The organism is Bacteroides intestinalis DSM 17393 (assembly GCF_000172175.1).
In the GTDB taxonomy this organism is placed as follows: Bacteria; Bacteroidota; Bacteroidia; order Bacteroidales; family Bacteroidaceae; genus Bacteroides; species Bacteroides intestinalis.
Map to the genome: position 1 here is coordinate 2,893,442 of NZ_ABJL02000008.1, position 20,419 is coordinate 2,913,860.

14 protein-coding genes and 1 tRNA gene are annotated in these 20,419 nt (G+C 43.1%); 8 read left to right on the forward strand and 7 right to left on the reverse strand.

The window, feature by feature from the left end:
- Positions 1 to 277: 277 nt before the first annotated feature.
- Positions 278 to 3,427 (forward strand): PspA/IM30 family protein, encoded by a 3,150-nt coding sequence (locus BACINT_RS20990; protein ID WP_007667056.1) that lies wholly within the window; start codon positions 278 to 280, stop codon positions 3,425 to 3,427.
- Between the two features lie 277 nt (positions 3,428 to 3,704).
- On the opposite strand, the gene BACINT_RS20995 is transcribed toward BACINT_RS20990, so the two are convergent.
- Both BACINT_RS20995 and BACINT_RS21000 read right to left on the reverse strand, forming a co-directional pair.
- Positions 3,705 to 5,162: an aminoacyl-histidine dipeptidase gene (locus BACINT_RS20995; protein WP_007667059.1), complete on the reverse strand. Its 1,458-nt coding sequence runs from the start codon at positions 5,160 to 5,162 to the stop codon at positions 3,705 to 3,707.
- Between the two features lie 227 nt (positions 5,163 to 5,389).
- Positions 5,390 to 6,373, reverse strand: coding sequence for a lysylphosphatidylglycerol synthase transmembrane domain-containing protein (locus BACINT_RS21000; protein ID WP_007667062.1), 984 nt, complete (start codon positions 6,371 to 6,373; stop codon positions 5,390 to 5,392).
- Positions 6,374 to 6,533: 160 nt separating this feature from the next.
- Here BACINT_RS21000 and rsmA point away from each other — a divergent pair, with 160 nt between their 5' ends.
- The 3 genes from rsmA to BACINT_RS21015 all read left to right on the forward strand — a co-directional run bounded on the left by rsmA (position 6,534) and on the right by BACINT_RS21015 (position 10,734).
- A complete protein-coding gene (gene rsmA, locus BACINT_RS21005) occupies positions 6,534 to 7,349 on the forward strand; it encodes a 16S rRNA (adenine(1518)-N(6)/adenine(1519)-N(6))-dimethyltransferase RsmA (protein ID WP_007667064.1) in 816 nt (271 codons plus the stop codon).
- Between the two features lie 71 nt (positions 7,350 to 7,420).
- A complete protein-coding gene (gene mgtE / locus BACINT_RS21010) occupies positions 7,421 to 8,761 on the forward strand; it encodes a magnesium transporter (protein ID WP_085930054.1) in 1,341 nt (446 codons plus the stop codon).
- Between the two features lie 116 nt (positions 8,762 to 8,877).
- On the forward strand, positions 8,878 to 10,734 hold the full coding sequence (locus tag BACINT_RS21015) for a DUF349 domain-containing protein (RefSeq protein ID WP_007667069.1): 1,857 nt from the start codon (positions 8,878 to 8,880) through the stop codon (positions 10,732 to 10,734).
- Positions 10,735 to 10,809: 75 nt separating this feature from the next.
- Here BACINT_RS21015 and BACINT_RS21020 read toward each other — a convergent pair whose 3' ends face one another.
- The gene (locus BACINT_RS21020; protein WP_007667071.1) at positions 10,810 to 11,988 is read right to left on the reverse strand and encodes a phosphoribosylaminoimidazolecarboxamide formyltransferase; all 1,179 of its coding nucleotides are present in this window, start codon (positions 11,986 to 11,988) and stop codon (positions 10,810 to 10,812) included.
- A gap of 287 nt (positions 11,989 to 12,275) precedes the next feature.
- Between BACINT_RS21020 and guaA the strand changes: the two genes are divergently transcribed.
- Positions 12,276 to 13,583 (forward strand): glutamine-hydrolyzing GMP synthase, encoded by a 1,308-nt coding sequence (gene guaA / locus BACINT_RS21025; RefSeq protein WP_007667072.1) that lies wholly within the window; start codon positions 12,276 to 12,278, stop codon positions 13,581 to 13,583.
- A 121-nt stretch (positions 13,584 to 13,704) separates the two neighbouring features.
- On the opposite strand, the gene BACINT_RS21030 is transcribed toward guaA, so the two are convergent.
- Positions 13,705 to 13,775: transfer RNA gene (locus BACINT_RS21030), tRNA-Gln, on the reverse strand.
- Between the two features lie 219 nt (positions 13,776 to 13,994).
- Here BACINT_RS21030 and rsfS point away from each other — a divergent pair.
- Genes rsfS through BACINT_RS21045 form a run of 3 tightly spaced genes read left to right on the forward strand, consistent with a single transcriptional unit; the run spans position 13,995 to position 17,324 of the window.
- Positions 13,995 to 14,354 (forward strand): ribosome silencing factor, encoded by a 360-nt coding sequence (gene rsfS / locus BACINT_RS21035; RefSeq protein WP_007667073.1) that lies wholly within the window; start codon positions 13,995 to 13,997, stop codon positions 14,352 to 14,354.
- Between the two features lie 8 nt (positions 14,355 to 14,362).
- Positions 14,363 to 16,462: an ATP-dependent zinc metalloprotease FtsH gene (ftsH, locus tag BACINT_RS21040; RefSeq protein WP_007667074.1), complete on the forward strand. Its 2,100-nt coding sequence runs from the start codon at positions 14,363 to 14,365 to the stop codon at positions 16,460 to 16,462.
- A gap of 22 nt (positions 16,463 to 16,484) precedes the next feature.
- The gene (locus BACINT_RS21045) at positions 16,485 to 17,324 is read left to right on the forward strand and encodes a phosphatidate cytidylyltransferase (protein ID WP_007667076.1); all 840 of its coding nucleotides are present in this window, start codon (positions 16,485 to 16,487) and stop codon (positions 17,322 to 17,324) included.
- Positions 17,325 to 17,379: 55 nt separating this feature from the next.
- Here the strand turns inward: BACINT_RS21045 and BACINT_RS21050 are convergent, their stop codons facing one another.
- The 3 genes from BACINT_RS21050 to surE form a co-directional block, all read right to left on the reverse strand.
- Positions 17,380 to 18,129 (reverse strand): NigD1/NigD2 family lipoprotein, encoded by a 750-nt coding sequence (locus tag BACINT_RS21050; protein WP_007667077.1) that lies wholly within the window; start codon positions 18,127 to 18,129, stop codon positions 17,380 to 17,382.
- A 163-nt stretch (positions 18,130 to 18,292) separates the two neighbouring features.
- The gene (gene lpxB, locus BACINT_RS21055; protein WP_007667079.1) at positions 18,293 to 19,429 is read right to left on the reverse strand and encodes a lipid-A-disaccharide synthase; all 1,137 of its coding nucleotides are present in this window, start codon (positions 19,427 to 19,429) and stop codon (positions 18,293 to 18,295) included.
- A gap of 24 nt (positions 19,430 to 19,453) precedes the next feature.
- Complete coding sequence (surE, locus tag BACINT_RS21060) at positions 19,454 to 20,218, reverse strand: 5'/3'-nucleotidase SurE (protein ID WP_007667080.1); 765 nt, start codon at positions 20,216 to 20,218, stop codon at positions 19,454 to 19,456.
- Positions 20,219 to 20,419 lie beyond the last annotated feature (201 nt).

The window sequence follows — 20,419 nt, forward strand, 5'->3', positions numbered from 1 at the left end:
ACACCCTATTTCAGTCTTCTTATCTTCTTTAAAATATTCTTTTCTCCTTTTTCAATGTCTCCTTTTAGGAACTGCTTTTTTCTCTCACATATTCATACTGATACATTTTCTCATCTCCCACCAAATAGCCTTTCTATGGCCATTATTCCTTGAATGTTAACGGATTTAACGAGATTTTATTACCTATAAAGTAACGGCTCTAAAAAGGTGAGGATTTACAAATGATTTTTTATTATTCTTTATTTTTTTAAATTTATAAATTTAAAGTTTTTTTATTATGAACAAAAAATTTCTAAGTGCAATCCTGTTCGGAGCTTTAATGGTAGGTTCTACAGGAACGTTCACGTCTTGTAAGGACTACGATGATGACATCAAGGACCTGCAGGGACAACTGGACAAGAAAGCTTCACTTGATGAATTGAACTCTAAGGTAAGTGCTTTAGAGGCTGCCATCAATGGAGCTAAGACTGATGCGACTGCTGCTAAGACTAAAGCAGAAGAAGCACTGACCAAAGCTCAAGAAGCATTGGACAAAGCTGGACAAGGGGGCTCATCTGCAGAAATCGAAGCTCTGAAAGCAGCTTTGGAAAAAGCACAGTCTGATTTGCAAAAGCAAATCGACAAATTGGCTTCTTTGGATGATGTAACAGCAAAAGTTGCTGCTTTGAAAAAAGAGCTCGAAGCAGACTTTGTTACTGATGAGAAGTTGCAAGTTTTATCTACAAAGGTTCAAACTTTGACTGATGAAGTAGTTAAATTGATCGGTCACCGTTTGACTAGTCTGGCTGTAATACCGACTACTCATATTAATGGTATCGCTGCTATCACTTTCACTACTTTGCAATATACTCCGCAGAAGTATCAGGTAGTAGCTGATCACAAATCAGAAGTACATGCAACAACTCCGGTTCTGGACCACGTTAATGCTGCGACTAAAGCTAATTACATTTCTACGGAAAAGAATAAAGCTTATTTCCATGTAAGTCCGAGTATAGGTATCCGTACTCAAGATATCAAATTGCCTTCATTCGATGGTTTGAAGTCTGAGAACATCATAACCAGAGCAGGTGTTGAAATTACTAACAATAAGCCTATCGAAGTTACTGGATATAACATCAATGATAAGGGCGTATTGGAAGTAACATTCAAGAAAGAAAAGAGCTTCTTGAATACACAGCTTAATACTTCTACGACTGGTACTAAAGAATCATTCTATATGGCTTCTTTGAAAGCTCCTATTGCAGAAGCTAACTACACAGAAGACGAAGCTAAGGATCTTGCAGCTGGTAAGATTGATGGTGTTTATGTAAACTCTGAATATGCCCGTATCGAGGAACTCATCAAGTTACCTTATCTTGCTAACATGAGAACTGATTATAGCAAGACAACTACTGGTAACTTTGCTGATGAAACTCAGACTGATGCTAACGGCAAATTCTATGTTCACTATCATGACTCTATCTGCCTGTATAAGTCTGATGCAAACTCTTTGATCGATGTTTACCAGCCCTACGACAAAGCTCTTGATCTGAAGACATTGGTGAAAGTTTGTGTAAGTGATATCAATAACGATCATAGCAAACATGAAGGTTTGGATAACTATGCTGACTATGGTTTGGCATTCCGTTTCCGTTTGGCTAATGCTGCTTACATTCCGCAGAACGATAATACAAACAAGACTGACCAGCAGAAGTTTGCTCAAATCGATTCTCCTGAAAGTGGTATCATGACATCTAAAGTATATAACATTCCTGAATCAGCTACAGCTGTAGGTCGTGAGCCTATCGTTTGCGTATCTTTGATCGATACTCAAAACGGTAACGCTTTGATCGCTCAACGTTATATCAAGATTAAATGGACTATGGAAGGTAAGACTCTGTCTGTTCCATTCCAGCCTACTCTGTTCAATTGCACTGTTGAAAACCGTGTTAATACAGAAATGATGAACACAATGATCTACGACAAGGCTAAGACTGGTGGTATGACTAAGAATGAATTCCATTCTATCTATACTCAGTTCGTAGATGGTACAGGTGCTGGTACAGCTATAGATATCGCTAATCCTGAAGAAGGTGTTGAATCTCACAATATCTTGTGGACATTGTCTGAAACTGATCTGGGCGTATTCTGGCCTACTCAGCAAGAAAAGACATTCACTAAGACTGTGACTTACAAAGATCCTAAGGGTATCAATGCTGACATTACAGTTGTAATGACAAGAACTATCTACATGCCTGCTCTGAACGTTTGGGGCCATATGGGTACTTACTGGAAGGGTGACAAGGTATATGAAGTATTCAACATCAACCCGATCGTTTACGGTACTAAGGAATCTAACCCGGCATGGAACGTAGTTACAGGTACCAACCCAACATGTAACATCTATACTGACCTGTTGAATGGCTTCTTGGATGACAGATATAAGAAACCGACTGACGGTGCTGCAGGTGTAGTATATTACACTGACAAGAATGTAGCTGGTAAGAAATTCTACTATCCTTCTTTCGGTCCTGCACAAGCTGGCGCTACTATGGGAGCTAACTCTAATGGTATCTATTACAATGATCTGGGTGTAAGATTTGTATTTGACAAGGCAAGAATTGCTAACTACAAGTATACTTGGAAAGACGGTAAAGAATACACAGCTACGTTGAAGAACAATGATACTGAATTGTGGATCAACGGTCAATTGGCTGCAACTATTGTGAACCATGCAGCTAACCTGTTGAACGCAGCTGAACAAACTTACAACATTAAGTTGGAAGAAGCTGTTCCTGCTCATCCTGTTACTGACTTTACTAATCAGCCGACAGAAGCTGCTAAAGCATTGGTTGGTAAGCTTGTTCCTATCAATTTGGTAGCTGATATCTGTGGTAATGGTAAGAATGTAACTACAGTTAAGCAATATGAAGCTAACATCATCGAACCGTTACAGGTTAAGAAGGGTGAAATTAAGAACTTCATCGATGCTCAAAACGAAGGTAGTACAATTGATGTAACTGACGCATTCACTTACTATTCTTGGAATGACAACAACCAGGTTGTTGCTAAGACTGGCAAGGGTGACTTAGCAGAAAAACTGTATGAGTTCTACCAAGTAAGAGAAGCAGGTTGGCCGTTGGTAGCTGGTTCTAGCACTTTGGATGTAACTAAGATCAAGACTAACTTGAAACCTGAAGGTGGTAACTTGGAACCTGTTGAAGGTTACACTCAAGGTAGCTTGCCTGCAAACGTTGAGATTAAGTACGAACAGAAACTTGTTGATGGTAAATTGAAAGACGTTCTGACTTATTACAACTATAGCGGTACTCCGGTTAACAAGGCATACAAGCTGTTTATCCCGGTTGAATATGGCTACAAGTGGAAGACTCTGATCAATGTTTATGAAGTGACTGTAGCTCCTAACTCAGGAACTCCTGGTAACTAAATAAAGATTAGATACTAAATAAAAAGAGTATGTCCTTCGGGGCATACTTTTTTTAAATGAAACAACTACTCTGTGAAGAATAGTCCTTTTTTTCACCATCGTGAAAAGTAAAATGTTGTTGTGTGAGGCTGTACCCAGTGGGAGACAGCCTCACTCTTTTTATAGCCATTCACTCTAACTACTCAAAAAAAGCGCTATAACAAACAAATGGAGGACAAGAAGAAGGCGGTAAAAATGCTTAAGCTTTTTTACCGCCTTCTTTATAATAGAATACTAATTACTTTTCCGGTGTCTGTTCCAATGTAGCTACCAAGAAATCATAGAACTTGGAAACTGTCGGAATCAAAGCACGTTCATCCGGTGAGTGCGGAGAGCGCAACGTTGGTCCGAAGGAAATCATATCCAATCCCGGACAGTTAGCACCAATAATACCACATTCCAAACCTGCATGAATTACTTTCACTGCCGGTTCTACACCGAATTGTTGCTTATAAGACAACTTCATGGCGTGCAGAATAGGAGAATCCACATTAGGCTGCCAACCCGAATAACCTCCACTTAATTCCACCTTCATACCAGCCATAGCAAAACAAGCAGTCAGGCTGTCAGCCAGAAATTCTTTCATTGTATCGCAAGAGCTACGTGCCAGGATACGAACTTCCGCTTTACCACCACCAATAATAACAATAGCCAGATTAGAAGAAGTTTCCACTGTATCAGGCACAGTAGGAATCATACGCATCACGCCATCCTGACAAGCCATCAATACATTAATCATATTGTCTTGAATTTCCGTAGGAACAATAGTTGCAGGAAGCTCAACAGATTCAACAGTCAGAGTGATACCGCTTTCAATCGGAGCGTATTCCGCATTGATCTGTGCTTCATATTCCTTAATATAATCTTCCAGTCCTTCCGTATCTTCAGGATTAAACACCAATACAGCACATGCTTCACGAGGAATAGCATTACGCATATTTCCACCCTCAAAACTTGCCAACTGAGAATCAAACTCAATCAAGACATCATGCACTATGCGAGCTAAGAGCTTATTAGCATTTCCACGACCCTGATTGATCTCCAGACCGGAGTGACCACCACGCAGACCTTTCAAAGTAACCTTACGGGCTACAAGATCGGCAGCAGGTGCTTCTTCTTTATATTCCAATGTAGCAGTCAGATCGATACCACCGGCACAGCCAATATATAATTCGCCTTCATCTTCAGAATCAAGATTCAACAGGATTTCACCTTTCAGTGTACCTGGCTTCAAGCCGAAAGCACCGTACATGCCTGTTTCCTCATCTTTCGTAATCAGGGCTTCCAACGGGCCATGTTTCAGACTGCTATCTTCGAGCACAGCCATAATAGCTGCAACGCCCAGACCATTGTCTGCACCCAATGTAGTACCTTTAGCTTTCACCCAATCGCCATCGATATAGGTTTCAATAGGATCTTTTGTAAAATCGTGAACAGTATCATTGTTCTTCTGGGGCACCATATCCATGTGCGCCTGAAGAATGACGCCTTTGCGGTTTTCCATCCCCGGAGTAGCAGCTTTACGAATGATAACATTGCCTATTTCATCGACAAATGATTCCAAGCCTAAGCCTTTTCCAAAATTAACAAGGAACTCGGTTATCTTCTCCATGTGTCCGGACGGACGGGGAATTTGAGTCAGCGAATAAAAATGCTTCCACACATTCTGTGGAGCTAATTGCAAGATTGTACTCATAACATTTTAAAAGTTAGTTTTCGCAAATATACATTTTTATTCCCAAACTATGCAAGAACCTAAACTTTTTCCTGTGAAAAACTAACATTACAATAAGCACAAAGAAACGCCCCGTGCCTACCAAACCTGTACCATCTCCATACATATACAACCGAATTTGGTACGGACTTGACACGGACTTGGTAGGGAGTTGGTAGGGTTCGGATGCGCCCCCTACATTAACGAATCTATTTTGAACGATTGACCAATGACAGATGCAACCATCCATAAATACCCAGTACAATAACCAGCAATGTCTGTATACCATGCACTATCAACGCAAAAACTCCTGCATCGGTAGCATTGACACCATATAACATCATCATAGTAATAACAGCAAAGTGCCAGGAACCTGCACCATTGGGAGTAGGAACAATCACTGCGAAAGTGCCGCCCACAAACATCACCAAGCCTGCCAGAAAGCTCAGATGCTCAGTAAAAGAGAAGCAATAGAAAGTGATATAGAAGTGATAAAAATAGCATATCCATATAAATAAGGTATAGAGAATAAAAAGTGGTATATTCTTTACACTCTTCAACGACATCACCCCTTCCCATACATTCAACACCACGCCTTTTACTTTCTCAAAGAAAGAAAGCATGCGCAGAAGAAAATAAAGTAATACCAATACACCAATGATACTAAAAAGAACAACATAAAACCAAGGAGACGTCACCAGATGCACCAGCGAAGGAACTTTGGTACCCGTCTCTTCAAAAAAACGAAGGAAGACAGGCATCTGTATCAGAAAAGTAATCCCGGTAATCACAATGATGGTCAACGTATCTATCAAACGCTCCGTTACCACTGTTCCAAGCGATTTGGCAAAAGAAACATCATCATATTTGGCAAGTACTCCGCAACGGGAAACCTCTCCTACCCGAGGAAGAATAAGATTGGCTGCATAAGAAACAAAGATAGCATCTACACAATCACCCGACTTGGGATAAGCACCAAGCGGGGCAAGTGTTTGCTTCCACCGCCAGCCACGAAACACATGACTCATCACACCAAAAAATAAAGAAAACAACATCCATCCCCAGTTCGTTCCATGCAGAAGTACTTCTTTAGCGCGTGCAAAATCAAAATCTCGATACACCCAATACAGGATAAAACCGCCCAAAGCGACCGGCAAAAGGATCTTCAATGTCTTTTTTAATAGTTTATTCATGCAGAATTCGTTATTCTTCGTCGAAAAGGATTACCTTTGCGAGCTGCAAAGATAGTGCAAATAGGAAGCAGAACAAAAGAAGCTTGCTTATTTTTAATACTGAAGTATGGACTATATTCGCGGAGCAAAGAGAGTGCAACAGTAATGATTTAGTGGATAAATGAGACTAGTAAAGCCTAAAAAGTTTCTCGGCCAACATTTCCTGAAGGATTTGAAAGTGGCGCAGGACATAGCCGATACCGTAGACGTATGTCCCGGGCTTCCTGTATTGGAAGTGGGTCCGGGCATGGGGGTATTAACCCAGTTCCTGGTAAAAAAAGAACGTCCGGTGAAAGTAGTAGAACTGGATTATGAATCTGTTGCCTATCTACGTGAAGAATACCCGTCCCTGGAAGATAATATCATCGAAGATGACTTCCTGAAGATGAATCTGCAACGCTTATTCAACGGGCAGCCTTTTGTACTGACAGGAAACTATCCTTATAATATTTCGAGCCAGATTTTCTTCAAGATGCTGGACAATAAGGAACTGATACCTTGTTGCACCGGTATGATACAGAAAGAAGTAGCCGAACGTATTGCTGCCGGCCCCGGAAGCAAAACATACGGCATTCTGAGCATATTAATACAGGCATGGTATCGTGTGGAATATCTTTTCACCGTACATGAGCATGTATTCAACCCACCGCCTAAGGTGAAAAGCGCTGTCATCCGCATGACACGAAACGAGACTCAAGACCTTGGTTGCGATGAAAAACTATTCAAGCAAGTGGTGAAGACCACTTTCAATCAACGCCGCAAAACCCTGAGAAATTCGATAAAACCCATACTTGGCAAAGACTGCCCACTGACGGAAGATGTTTTATTCAATAAACGACCGGAGCAACTATCGGTACAACAATTCACAGATCTGACCAACCGGGTTGAACAGGCTTTGAAAGAGATTAGAGAAAAAAGTAATGAAACCAATGAATGATATTTAGCAGGCGGAGTTCCAGCACTACGCTGATAAATTATCATTAAAGCAAGAGGAGGAAGATTATGGAAATGGACGAAGAATACATTGACAACGTCAAAAACCTCATAGAGCAAAAAGACGCTGAAAACGTCAAAGCGCTCCTGATAGACTTACATCCTGCGGACATTGCTGAACTGTGCAATGATCTGAGCCCGGAGGAAGCACGGTTCGTATACCGTTTGCTGGATAATGAAACCGCAGCAGACGTATTGATGGAAATGGATGAGGATGTCCGTAAGGAATTCCTTGAAATACTTCCTTCTGAAACCATTGCCAAGCGCTTCGTGGACTACATGGACACGGACGACGCTGTAGACCTGATGCGTGAGCTGGATGAAGAGAAACAGGAAGAAATTCTCTCACACATTGAAGACATTGAACAGGCAGGAGACATCGTAGACTTGTTGAAGTACGATGAAGACACCGCCGGTGGTTTGATGGGTACGGAAATGGTAGTCGTGAATGAGAACTGGAGTATGCCGGAATGTCTGAAAGAGATGCGCCAGCAAGCTGAACAGTTGGATGAAATTTACTACGTCTACGTCATTGACGATGAAAACCGCCTGCAAGGAGTGTTCCCGCTGAAAAAGATGATTACCTCCCCTTCCGTATCAAAGGTGAAGCACGTGATGCGGAAAGACCCGATTTCTGTGCATGTCGACACATCCGTGGATGATGTGGTACAGATTATCGAAAAGTACGACTTAGTAGCTGTTCCCGTTATAGATAGTATCGGACGGCTAGTAGGACAAATCACCGTAGACGACGTCATGGACGAAGTGCGTGAACAATCGGAACGTGATTACCAGTTAGCATCCGGTTTGTCTCAGGATGTAGAAACGGACGATAACGTAATGCGTCAGACGAGTGCCCGCCTGCCATGGCTTATTATTGGTATGCTCGGTGGTATTGGTAACTCCATGATTTTAGGTAACTTCGATTCAACCTTTGCTGCCCATCCCGAAATGGCACTCTACATCCCACTGATCGGTGGTACGGGTGGGAACGTGGGAACCCAGTCTTCGGCTATCATCGTACAAGGCCTTGCCAACAACTCACTGGATGCCAAAGATATTTTCAAACAAGTAACAAAAGAGTCTGTAGTAGCACTAATCAATGCCACTATTATTTCTCTATTAGTGTATATATATAATTTCGCCCGGTTCGGTGCAACCGCTACCGTCACCTATTCCGTTTCCATCAGTCTGTTTGCCGTAGTTATGTTTGCATCTATCTTCGGCACGCTGGTTCCTATGACTCTGGAAAAGTTGAAGGTAGACCCAGCCATCGCTACCGGTCCGTTTATTGCGATTACCAATGACATCATAGGCATGATGTTATATATGGGAATTACCGTACTTCTCTCCTAAAACAAGAAAAAAGAAAAAAAACTCAGGAAAAAAGTATGAAGTAATTGTTTTATTTCATTAATTTGTGACCTAATGTAACCCGAACGGGTAAAACCGTTTCTTAAAACGTATGTACAATGATGGACACTCATGACACTAATCTCCCCGAAAAGGCGGCAGAATTAGAAGAAGAAAAGAAAGCAACCGAGGTTTCAGAACCGGCTCTGACCGAAACTCCGGCTGAAGAAGCAACGCAGGAAGAAAAGCCGGTAGAAGCTATACAGAAGCTAAACAAGGAGGAAATCCTGGCTAAGCTCAAAGAGGTTTCCGCAGATGTGGAAAATGCCGGCAAACAGGAAATAGATGGTCTGAAACAGGCTTTCTATAAGTTGCATAATGCCGAACTGGAAGCGGCAAAGAAACTATTCATCGAAAACGGGGGAACAGCAGAGAATTTCATTCCGACAGCAGATACTGTTGAAGAGGAGTTCAAGAACATCATGTCCGTCATTAAAGAGAAGAGAAGTGCATTGTCAGCCGAACAGGAAAAACAGAAAGAGCTGAACCTGCAAATCAAACTTTCCATAATAGAGGAACTGAAAGAACTGGTAGAATCACCCGATGATGCCAACAAATCCTATACGGAATTCAAGAAGTTGCAACAACAGTGGAATGAAGTAAAACTGATTCCGCAAGCCAAAGTCAACGAACTCTGGAAGAGCTACCAGCTCTATGTAGAGAAGTTCTATGACCTGCTGAAGCTGAACAATGAATTCCGCGAGTATGATTTCAAGAAGAACCTGGAAATAAAAACACATCTATGCGAAGCTGCCGAGAAACTGGCAGAAGAGCCGGATGTAGTATCAGCATTCCATCAGTTACAGAAACTGCATCAGGAATTCCGTGATACGGGTCCCGTTGCCAAAGAGCTGCGCGACGAGGTATGGAACCGCTTCAAAGCAGCTTCCACAGCCGTAAATCGTCGCCACCAGCAACACTTCGAAGCGTTGAAAGAGATAGAGCAACATAACCTCGATCAGAAAACGGTAATTTGTGAAATCATTGAAGCGATAGACTATAATGAACTGACCAACTTTGCTGCCTGGGATAATAAGACACAGGAGATCATTGCTTTGCAGAACAAATGGAAAACCATCGGTTTTGCACCGCAAAAAATGAATATAAAGATATTCGAACGTTTCCGTAAAGCATGCGACGAGTTCTTCCGCAAAAAAGGAGATTTCTTCAAATCTCTGAAAGAAGGCATGAACATCAATCTGGACAAGAAACGCATCCTTTGCGAAAAAGCCGAAGCTCTGAAAGACAGTACCGACTGGAAAGCAACTGCTGACGAGCTAACCAAACTGCAGAAAGAATGGAAAACGATCGGTCCGGTAGCCAAGAAATATTCCGATGCAATATGGAAGCGCTTTATTTCGGCTTGCGACTACTTCTTTGAGCAAAAAAACAAGGCAACTTCTTCTCAACGTTCCGTTGAAGTAGATAACCTGAACAAGAAGAAAGAGATCATCGAAAAGCTGGGTGCTATTGATGAGAATATGGATACGAATGAAGCCACACAGTTGGTACGTGAATTAATGAAGGAATGGAACAGCATCGGTCATGTACCTTTCAAGGAAAAAGACCGTTTGTACAAGCAATACCACGGACAAGTGGATAAGTTGTTCGACCATTTCAATATCAGCGCTGCCAATAAGAAACTGAGTAACTTCAAGTCTAATATCAGTAACATCCAGGAAGGTAGTCCGCAGTCGCTCTATCGTGAACGTGAGAAACTGGTACGTGCAGCAGATGCCATGAGAAACGAATTGCAGACCTACGAGAACAATCTCGGTTTCCTGACGGCTTCTTCCAAGAAGGGCAACAGCCTGCTGACGGAGCTAAATCGCAAAGTAGAAAAACTGAAAGCAGATATCGAGTTAGTAAAACAGAAAATTAAAGTTATCGACGACTCTATCCGTAGCGCCGAATAAATGAGGCCCGCATACTAAGAGAGGCTGTGTTAGCAATTAACACAGCCTCTCTTGTTTATCTGTATTCAGGTTCTATTAATGATGGAATAAACGGATGCCGGTGAATGCCATGGCAATGCCATATTTATCACAGGTTTCAATTACATGGTCATCACGCACCGAACCACCTGCCTGGGCTATATATTCCACACCAGTCTTATGAGCACGCTCAATATTATCGCCAAATGGGAAAAAGGCATCTGAACCAAGAGATACTCCTCTCAATGTATCCAGCCATTCACGTTTTTCTTCGCGGGTCAGTACTTCCGGCTTCTCTGTAAAGAACTGTTGCCAAATGCCATCAGCCAACACATCTTCATGATCGTCACTAATATAAATATCAATTGTATTATCACGGTCGGCACGACGGATTTTTTCTACCCAAGGTAAGTTCAGAACTTTCGGGTGCTGACGAAGATACCAAATATCTGCCTTATTTCCGGCCAGACGAGTACAGTGGATACGGCTTTGCTGCCCTGCCCCGATACCGATTGCCTGTCCATCCTTCACATAACATACGGAGTTGGACTGTGTATACTTTAAAGTAATAAGAGCTATCATCAAATCACGCTTTGCAGCATCCGGAAAACTCTTGTTTTGAGTAGGAATATTAGCAAACAGCTCATCGCCATTCAGCTTTATTTCATTACGGCCCTGTTCAAAAGTTATTCCAAACACATCTTTGCGCTCAATCGGAGCCGGTCTATAATCCGGATCGATTTTAATTACATTATAAGTACCTTTACGCTTATTTTTCAGGATTTCGAGCGCCTCATCCGTATATCCCGGAGCAATAACACCGTCTGAAACTTCCCGGTTAATAAAACGAGCGGTTGCTGCGTCACAAACATCACTTAAAGCGATGAAATCGCCATAAGACGACATACGGTCAGCACCACGGGCACGTACATACGCATTAGCCAACGGAGAGAGAGGCAGATCATCCGCAAAATAGATTTTTTTCATGATCTCATCCAATTCCAGACCAATAGCTGCACCTGCAGGACTCACATGTTTGAATGAAGTCGCCGCCGGCATGCCGGTAGCTTCTTTCAGTTCTTTCACTAACTGCCATCCATTTAAGGCATCCATAAAATTAATATATCCCGGACGTCCATTCAGGACTTCAATAGGCAGTTCCCCCTCCTGCATAAAAATACGAGCCGGCTTCTGATTAGGGTTACAGCCGTACTTGAGTTCTAACTCTTTTGCCATAGTTCTTATTATTTGAATAGAATTGCCGCAAAATTACTAAATATAAAGCAAAATCAATCATTATAAATCTCTTCATAAATTTCATAGTGTATCAGACGTGAATCAATAATAAATCTGAGGGATAAAGATATAAATTATTATCATTGCCTACAAAAAATGCGGCTCTGTTCTGAAAGTTTAGAGAATCAATACATTATAGTCTCTCTGAAAATCTTTATCTTTGCAAACCGTTTGAAAACAAAAGTGAATAATTAACGATACAATAACTTAAAAATAACCAGAATCAGATGAAGCAGGACATGATTGTTATCCTTGACTTGGGTAGTCACGAAAATACGGTATTGGCTCGTGCCATCCGTGCGTTAGGTGTATATAGTGAGATCTATCCTCATGATATAACCGTTGAAGAACTGAAAAAATTGCCCAACGTAAAGGGTGTTATTATTAATGGTGGACCGTGCAACGTAGTAGACGGTGTTGCCATCGATGTAAATCCGTCCATCTACGAGGCAGGAATCCCTGTGATAGCTGCCGGTCACGACAAAGCAACTTGTGCAGTGAAACTGCCACAGTTCACGGATGATATCGAAGCCATCAAAGCAGCGGTTAAGCCTTTCGTTTTCGAAACGTGCAAGGCCGAAGCTAATTGGAACATGACTAACTTTGTGAACGACCAGGTTGAATTGGTACGCCGTCAGGTCGGCAACAGAAAAGTATTGCTGGCTCTTTCCGGCGGTGTCGACAGTTCTGTAGTAGCAGCCCTGTTACTGAAAGCAATTGGCGACAACCTGGTATGCGTACATGTAAATCATGGTCTGATGCGTAAAGGCGAGTCCGAAGATGTAGTAGAAATGTTCGGCAATCAACTGAAAGCAAACCTCATTTATGTAGACGCTACCGAGCGTTTCCTTACCAAACTGGAAGGTGTGGAAGATCCCGAACAGAAACGTAAGATTATCGGCGGAGAGTTTATCCGCGTATTCGAAGAGGAAGCGCGCAAACTGGACGGAATCGATTTCTTAGGTCAGGGAACTATCTACCCCGACATCGTGGAAAGCGGAACAAAAACAGCCAAGATGGTGAAATCTCACCACAATGTAGGCGGCCTGCCGGAGGATCTTCAGTTCGAACTCGTAGAACCGCTTCGCCAGCTTTTCAAAGATGAAGTACGTGCTTGTGGTGTAGAACTGGGCCTGCCTTATGAAATGGTTTATCGCCAACCGTTCCCCGGTCCCGGTCTGGGTGTCCGTTGTCTGGGCGCTATCACACGCGATCGTCTGGAAGCTGTACGCGAGTCCGACGCTATCCTGCGTGAAGAGTTCAGAATTGCCGGATTAGATAAGAAAGTATGGCAATATTTTACCGTGGTACCTGACTTCAAGTCAGTTGGCGTACGTGATAATGCCCGTTCTTTTGAATGGCCGGTTATCATCCGCGCTGTCAATACGATTGATGCAATGACCGCTACTATTGAACCAGTAGAATGGCCTATCCTGATGAAAATTACAGATCGTATCCTGAAAGAAGTGAAACATGTGAATCGTGTTTGCTATGATATGTCTCCGAAACCCAATGCTACCATAGAATGGGAATAAAAAAACTTTTTAGATGATAAATTGATAGCCTCAGCTTCTTATAAGTTGGGGCTATTTTAGTATTTAGGAGGAGAGAAATAAAAAAAGCTGTGAACTTATTATGTTCACAGCTTTTCCTTCGTTGGGCTACCTGGATTCGAACCAGGAATGACAGGACCAGAATCTGTAGTGTTACCATTACACCATAGCCCAATAACAGGTCGTTCCCGTTTTGCGGTTGCAAAGATACAAAGAATTTGATAATCCAAAACAATTTCGCGTATTTTTTTTCTCTAAATTCTGCTAAGATGCCGTATGCCAAAGAAATATATACCTAAAAAAAATCAAAAATTAAAAGACTTTTCCTCTTTTAGGTGTTTCATACAAGAATTCAGCGTATATTTGCCAACTGTTTAATTTTAATAATAAGTAATGAACGAAACAAAGAAACTCATTCAACAAATAACCGAAGGTATACAAGATAAAAAAGGAAAAAATATAGTTATAGCAGATCTTTCTAAAATTGGCGATACTATCTGCAATTATCTCGTCATTTGCCAGGGAAACTCCCCAAGCCAGGTGACCGCCATTGTAGAATCCGTAAGAGAATTTACACGCAAAGGTGCCAACAGTAAGCCATTTGCGATAGACGGGTTGCGCAATGCCGAATGGGTAGCAATGGACTACTCTGACATACTGGTTCACGTTTTCCTGCCTGAAACGAGAGACTTCTACAACCTGGAACATCTCTGGGCCGACGCCAAATTAACCCGAATACCTGATATTGATTAATAAGCCCTATGGACAATAATAATAACGCTAACAAAAAGCCCAATAAGGTCAATATGCCCAAGTTCAACCTGAACTGGCTGTATATGATCATAGCCATGATGCTTCTGGGCTTGTACCTGACCAACGAGAATAGTACAGGTACGAAAAACATATCTTATGACGAATTCCAGCAATATGTACGCAATGGTTACATGAGCAAAATCATCGGTTACGATGATAACTCGGTAGAAGCGTATATTAAGCCTCAATATGTGAAGAATGTATTCCAGGCAGACTCCAGCCGGGTAGGTAGGAATCCTATGATTACTACCGAAGCCCCCTCTCGCGAGAGTCTGGGAGACTTTCTGCAAAAGGAAAGAGACGAACAGCATTTCGACGGTTCCATCAATTACGAAAAGAAGCGGAACTACTTCGGTGTAGTGCTGTGGCAGATTCTGCCTATCGCTTTCCTTATTGGTTTCTGGATTTTCATGTCACGCCGCCTGAGTGGTGGTGGCAGTGGCGGCGGTGGCGGCATATTCAATGTCGGTAAGTCACGCGCCCAACTGTTTGAAAAAGGAACTCCTATAAAAATCACTTTCAAGGATGTAGCAGGACTTGCCGAAGCCAAACAGGAGGTGGAAGAAATTGTAGAATTCCTGAAAGAACCGCAGAAATACACAGACCTGGGTGGTAAGATTCCCAAAGGCGCTCTGCTTGTAGGCCCTCCGGGAACAGGTAAAACCCTGCTTGCCAAAGCTGTGGCAGGTGAAGCCAATGTACCGTTCTTCTCACTGGCCGGTTCCGACTTCGTAGAAATGTTTGTCGGTGTAGGTGCGTCCCGTGTGCGCGACTTGTTCCGCCAGGCAAAGGAAAAAGCGCCCTGTATCGTGTTTATCGATGAAATTGATGCCGTAGGACGTGCCCGTGCCAAAGCTGCCGCAATGGGTGGTAACGACGAACGCGAAAACACTTTGAACCAGTTATTAACTGAAATGGACGGTTTCGGTTCCAACAGTGGTGTAATCATCCTGGCTGCTACCAACCGTGTAGACGTACTGGACAAGGCTTTGCTGCGTGCTGGACGTTTTGACCGTCAGATACATGTAGACCTCCCCGACCTCAACGAACGTAAAGAAGTATTCGGTGTACACTTGCGTCCTATCAAAATAGATAATACGGTAGACGTAGACTTGTTGGCACGCCAGACTCCGGGCTTCTCCGGTGCTGATATCGCCAATGTCTGCAACGAAGCAGCACTTATCGCTGCCCGTCATGGCAAGAAATTCGTAGGTAAGCAAGATTTCCTCGATGCCGTAGACCGTATCGTAGGTGGTTTGGAAAAGAAAACGAAAATTACTACTGAGGCAGAACGCCGTTCCATTGCTATCCATGAGGCGGGACATGCTTCCATCTCCTGGTTATTGGAATATGCCAACCCACTGATCAAGGTGACCATCGTTCCGCGTGGCCGTGCACTGGGTGCCGCCTGGTATCTGCCCGAAGAGCGCCAGATCACTACCAAAGAGCAAATGCTTGACGAAATGTGTGCCACACTGGGTGGTCGTGCTGCCGAGGATTTATTCCTGGGACGTATCTCAACCGGTGCCATGAACGACTTGGAACGTGTGACGAAGCAGGCTTTCGGCATGATTGCCTACCTCGGTATGAGCGAGAAACTGCCTAACCTCTGTTATTACAATAACGAAGAATATTCTTTCAATCGCCCGTACAGTGAAAAGACTGCCGAACTGATTGACGAGGAAGTTAAGAACATGGTGAACGAACAATACGAGCGTGCGAAGAAGATACTCTCCGATCATAAGGACGGACACCAGAGACTGTCACAGTTACTGATAGACAGAGAAGTGATCTTTGCAGAAGATGTGGAAGAAATCTTTGGAAAACGTCCCTGGGCTTCCCGTTCGGAGGAGATCAGTGCCAATAAGATTTCAGAAGACCTGAAGAAAGCGGAAGAAGCAGCTGCAAAAGAAGCCGCGAAGAGCGAAAAAGAAGTAAAAGCGGAAGAGGAAAACAATGTTGAAAGCGGAAATGAAACCGGTAATACCAAGGTTTCCGCAGAAGGAACCAAAGTTTCTGTAGAGCGACCCGGACCCGCAAAAGAATAAAGAACTAAAAAACGGAATTACCGTGAAAAGCAATTTCTTACAACGCGCCATCACAGGTGTGTTATTCGTAGTAGTATTGGTGGGCTGTATCCTATACAGCCCCCTTTCATTCGGTATCCTGTTCACCATTATCGGTGCACTGAGCGTACACGAATTTGGGCACTTGATAAACCAAAGCGGTGAAGTACAAATCAATAAGACGATCACCGCCCTTGGAGGCGCTTATCTCTTCCTGGCCGTAATGGGTTTCTGCCAGTCAACCATCGGAGCGCAGGTATTTCTGCCTTATCTGGCTTTACTGCTCTATCTGATGATTACAGAACTTTATCTGAAAAAGAAGAATCCTATCGGCAATTGGGCTTTTTCTACGCTGAGCCAGCTATACGTGGCACTCCCGTTTGCATTGCTCAATGTATTAGCTTTCCAGTATAGCCCTACAGAAAGCAGTGTGACCTATAACCCTATCCTGCCGCTTTCCATCTTCGTATTTATATGGTTGAGCGATACAGGTGCTTACTGTGTAGGTTCCCTGATTGGCAAGCATCGTCTGTTCGAACGCATTTCCCCTAAGAAATCCTGGGAAGGAAGCATCAGTGGCGGTGTATTCTCTATAGCCTCTTCATTTGTATTTGCACATTACTTCCCATTCATGCCTATTTGGCAATGGGCAGGACTGGCATTGATCGTTGTTATATTCGGCACATGGGGAGATCTAACAGAATCACTGATGAAACGCCAGTTAGGTATTAAAGACTCGGGACATATCCTGCCCGGACACGGAGGAATGCTCGACCGCTTCGACAGCGCTTTGCTGGCAATCCCCGCGGCAGTGGTCTACCTCTATGTATTGACCTTGTTATAAAATAAAAAAGCCGGAGGAATTCACATTCACCCGGCTTCACACAAAACACTTTACTCTACTTCAATTGCATCTTTGAGAAATCTAAGTTCGAAGCTTCTTCAGCATTACTTGATTGTTTTTCAAATACTATTTCTACTTCTTTATTCACTTCCGAATTAAGTTTCAGCTTGATACCCTTCATCTCAGGAGTCAATACTTCTTTTAGATTGAAAGAAACTAATCCGGCGGCACGGCGTCCACTTACATCACCGTAGTTATTATAACGAAGTTCAAGATGGAGATATCCGTCATCTTCACTCACAGCATCTGCTGTAGCTTCAGCAGGTTGCACCAGACTGATACGATGTTTCGTATCAGGATCCTTCGGCAAGTTCTGCATAAAGACAATGTTCATATAACCACCACTGACCGTCAGGTCTCCCTTATAAATCAGTACCGGATCATTACCATATTCTTCCTCATTCTCAGCAGTCAACGGTTCCACTACTTTCGTCAGGGCATGCTCAAGACGCAAGATCTTCACAGCATGGTCATATCCTTCATAATTATCATAAATAGGATTGAACACCGTAACCACACGTTGTCCGTCTACCGGCTGATACCAGCCCATATCCGTATTGATAGGCCAAAGTGTTCCCCAAGTATCACTCTCCATATAGAAAGCATTCCCCTTTACACGTATAGTAGCCCAGTTCGGATAAGAAAAGTCCCCGATTGAGTATCCGCCGTCGAGATCATCGCACGATTGCAAGGCAGGTAGCACCGCCAGGCACATCATCATAAATAACCAATGTAATTTCTTCATAATTAAAGTCCTCTTGTTTGTTACCGTAATAATTGTTTAGTTCATAAATATCGCATGTTCTGACTATAAAATACGAAAGCCGGGCTATTACTGCACCGGCTTTATCACTTTTAACAATTTTATGGTCTTTTGAAGCCAAAGAGGTTTCATTATGTAAGAAGAATCACTTTCGTAGCAAGCGTACCATCTCTTGTGCCGCCCGCTTCGGAGCACCTGCATCACCCAAGCGTGCCGCCATGTATTCATATCCATCAAGCATTCGCTGCCGATAATCTTTATCATATAGAATACGTTCCAGTTCGGCACGTGCTTGTTCAACTGTCATTGTATCAGCTACCAGTTCCTTCACTACTTCACGGTTCGCAATCAGATTTACCAGCGAAATGTACTTCACCGTCAGTATATGGCGGCGCAGGAAAGAGACGACTTTCCCTATCGGCGTATGATAACAAACAGCTTGCGGCACCCGGAATAAAGCAGCCTCCAATGTAGCAGTCCCCGAAGTCACTAACGCCGCCTCAGCTTGTTGTAGCAGGCGGTAGGTCTGACTGAAAAGGATATTCACCTTCGCATCACCTATATATTCGTGATAATAATCGGGAGAAATACCGGGTGCACCAGCCAAAACCAACTGGTATTCCGGAAAAGCAGAAGCTGCCCGAAGCATATCGGGCAGATTATCCTTTATTTCCTGCTTCCGGCTACCTGCCAGCAAAGCAATGATCGGCTTAGAATTCAAGTTGTTTTCACGAACAAAGTCATCAAAGGTTTCAGGGTGCTCTGCACGGAAGAGGGTCACTTCATCTACCGTAGGATTACCTACATAATGTATCGGGTAGTGATGTTTGTCTTCAAAGAATTCCACCTCGAACGGCAGAATAGAAAACAATTCATCCACATCCCGCTTGATATTCTTGATGCGGTATTCTTTCCAGGCCCATATCTTCGGAGAGATATAGTAATAGACAGGGATATGTGTCTTCGCACGCAAAAACTTGGCTATACTCAGGTTGAAACCGGGGTAATCCACCAATATCACCACATCGGGCTGCCAGGCAACGATATCTTCCTTGCAGCGCCTCATATTGGCAAAGATGGTACGCAAGTGCAGCAACACCGGGATAAATCCCATATACGCCAACTCCTTATAATGCTTCACCATCGTTCCGCCAACCGCCGCCATCAAGTCTCCCCCGAAGAAGCGGAATTCCGCCTGCGGGTCTTCTACCTTCAAAGCAGCCATCAGATGAGACGCGTGCAGGTCACCAGAAGCTTCACCGACAATCAAATAATACTTCATATCAATTGTCAATTGTCAATTGAATTAAAACCAAGATTGTAACTCATCAATAAGATTGTAAGCCGTAACATCCACCGTAGTTGGAGTGATGGCTACATAGCCGTTATCGAGTGCCCAATGGTCGTTCTTCTCATTATCAGGGTCCGTATTCTGGAATTCACCGGTCAGCCAATAATAATGAGTATCGCCACGATGTGCAAAGTTTTCCCATTCATTCGTCCATTGTCCTTTGGATTGCTCACACACTTTAACACCTTTCAGCTCTTTTACATTCGGGAAGTTCACATTGAGACAAGTCAACGGTGGCAGTCCTTTTTCCAGAACCTGACGGGCAATCTCGCGGATATAAGGTCCCGAAGGTTCAAAATCAGGGTTCGGATCATGACAGCAAAGAGAGTAACCAATAGAGGGAACTCCTTTGAGGCAACCTTCAATTACCACTCCCATCGTACCGGAATAGTGTACATTCACAGCAGAATTATCTCCATGATTGATACCGCCGACTACCAAATCCGGTTTGCGGTCGAGCACTGTATGGAAGGCAAGCTTCACACAGTCTACCGGAGAACCGGAACATTTGTAAATCGTAAGTCCTACATCTTTACGTACCAACTGATAATGAATAGGTTCGGTCACTGTCAGCGCGCTCGCATTGCCCGAACGCGGTGCATCCGGCGCCATTACTACGATTTCTCCCAACGGACGGAGAAACTTTATCAACTCACTAATACCTTTCGCAATGACTCCATCGTCATTGGATATTAATATCAAAGGTCTCTGATTTTCCATATTTATCCTAATTTTCAGTGCAAAAATAGCAAAAGAGAACCGGATATCAAGCTTCGAAGACTTAATATATTAAATCCATACACTTAATCTATTAATTCCTCTTGGATGCTTCCTTCATTCATCATGTTACTATGCAGCACTGAAGGCTTAGCAAAAAGGTCCTGTGAGTTATGAAGTAATTAGCCCCTAATCATTCTCTTC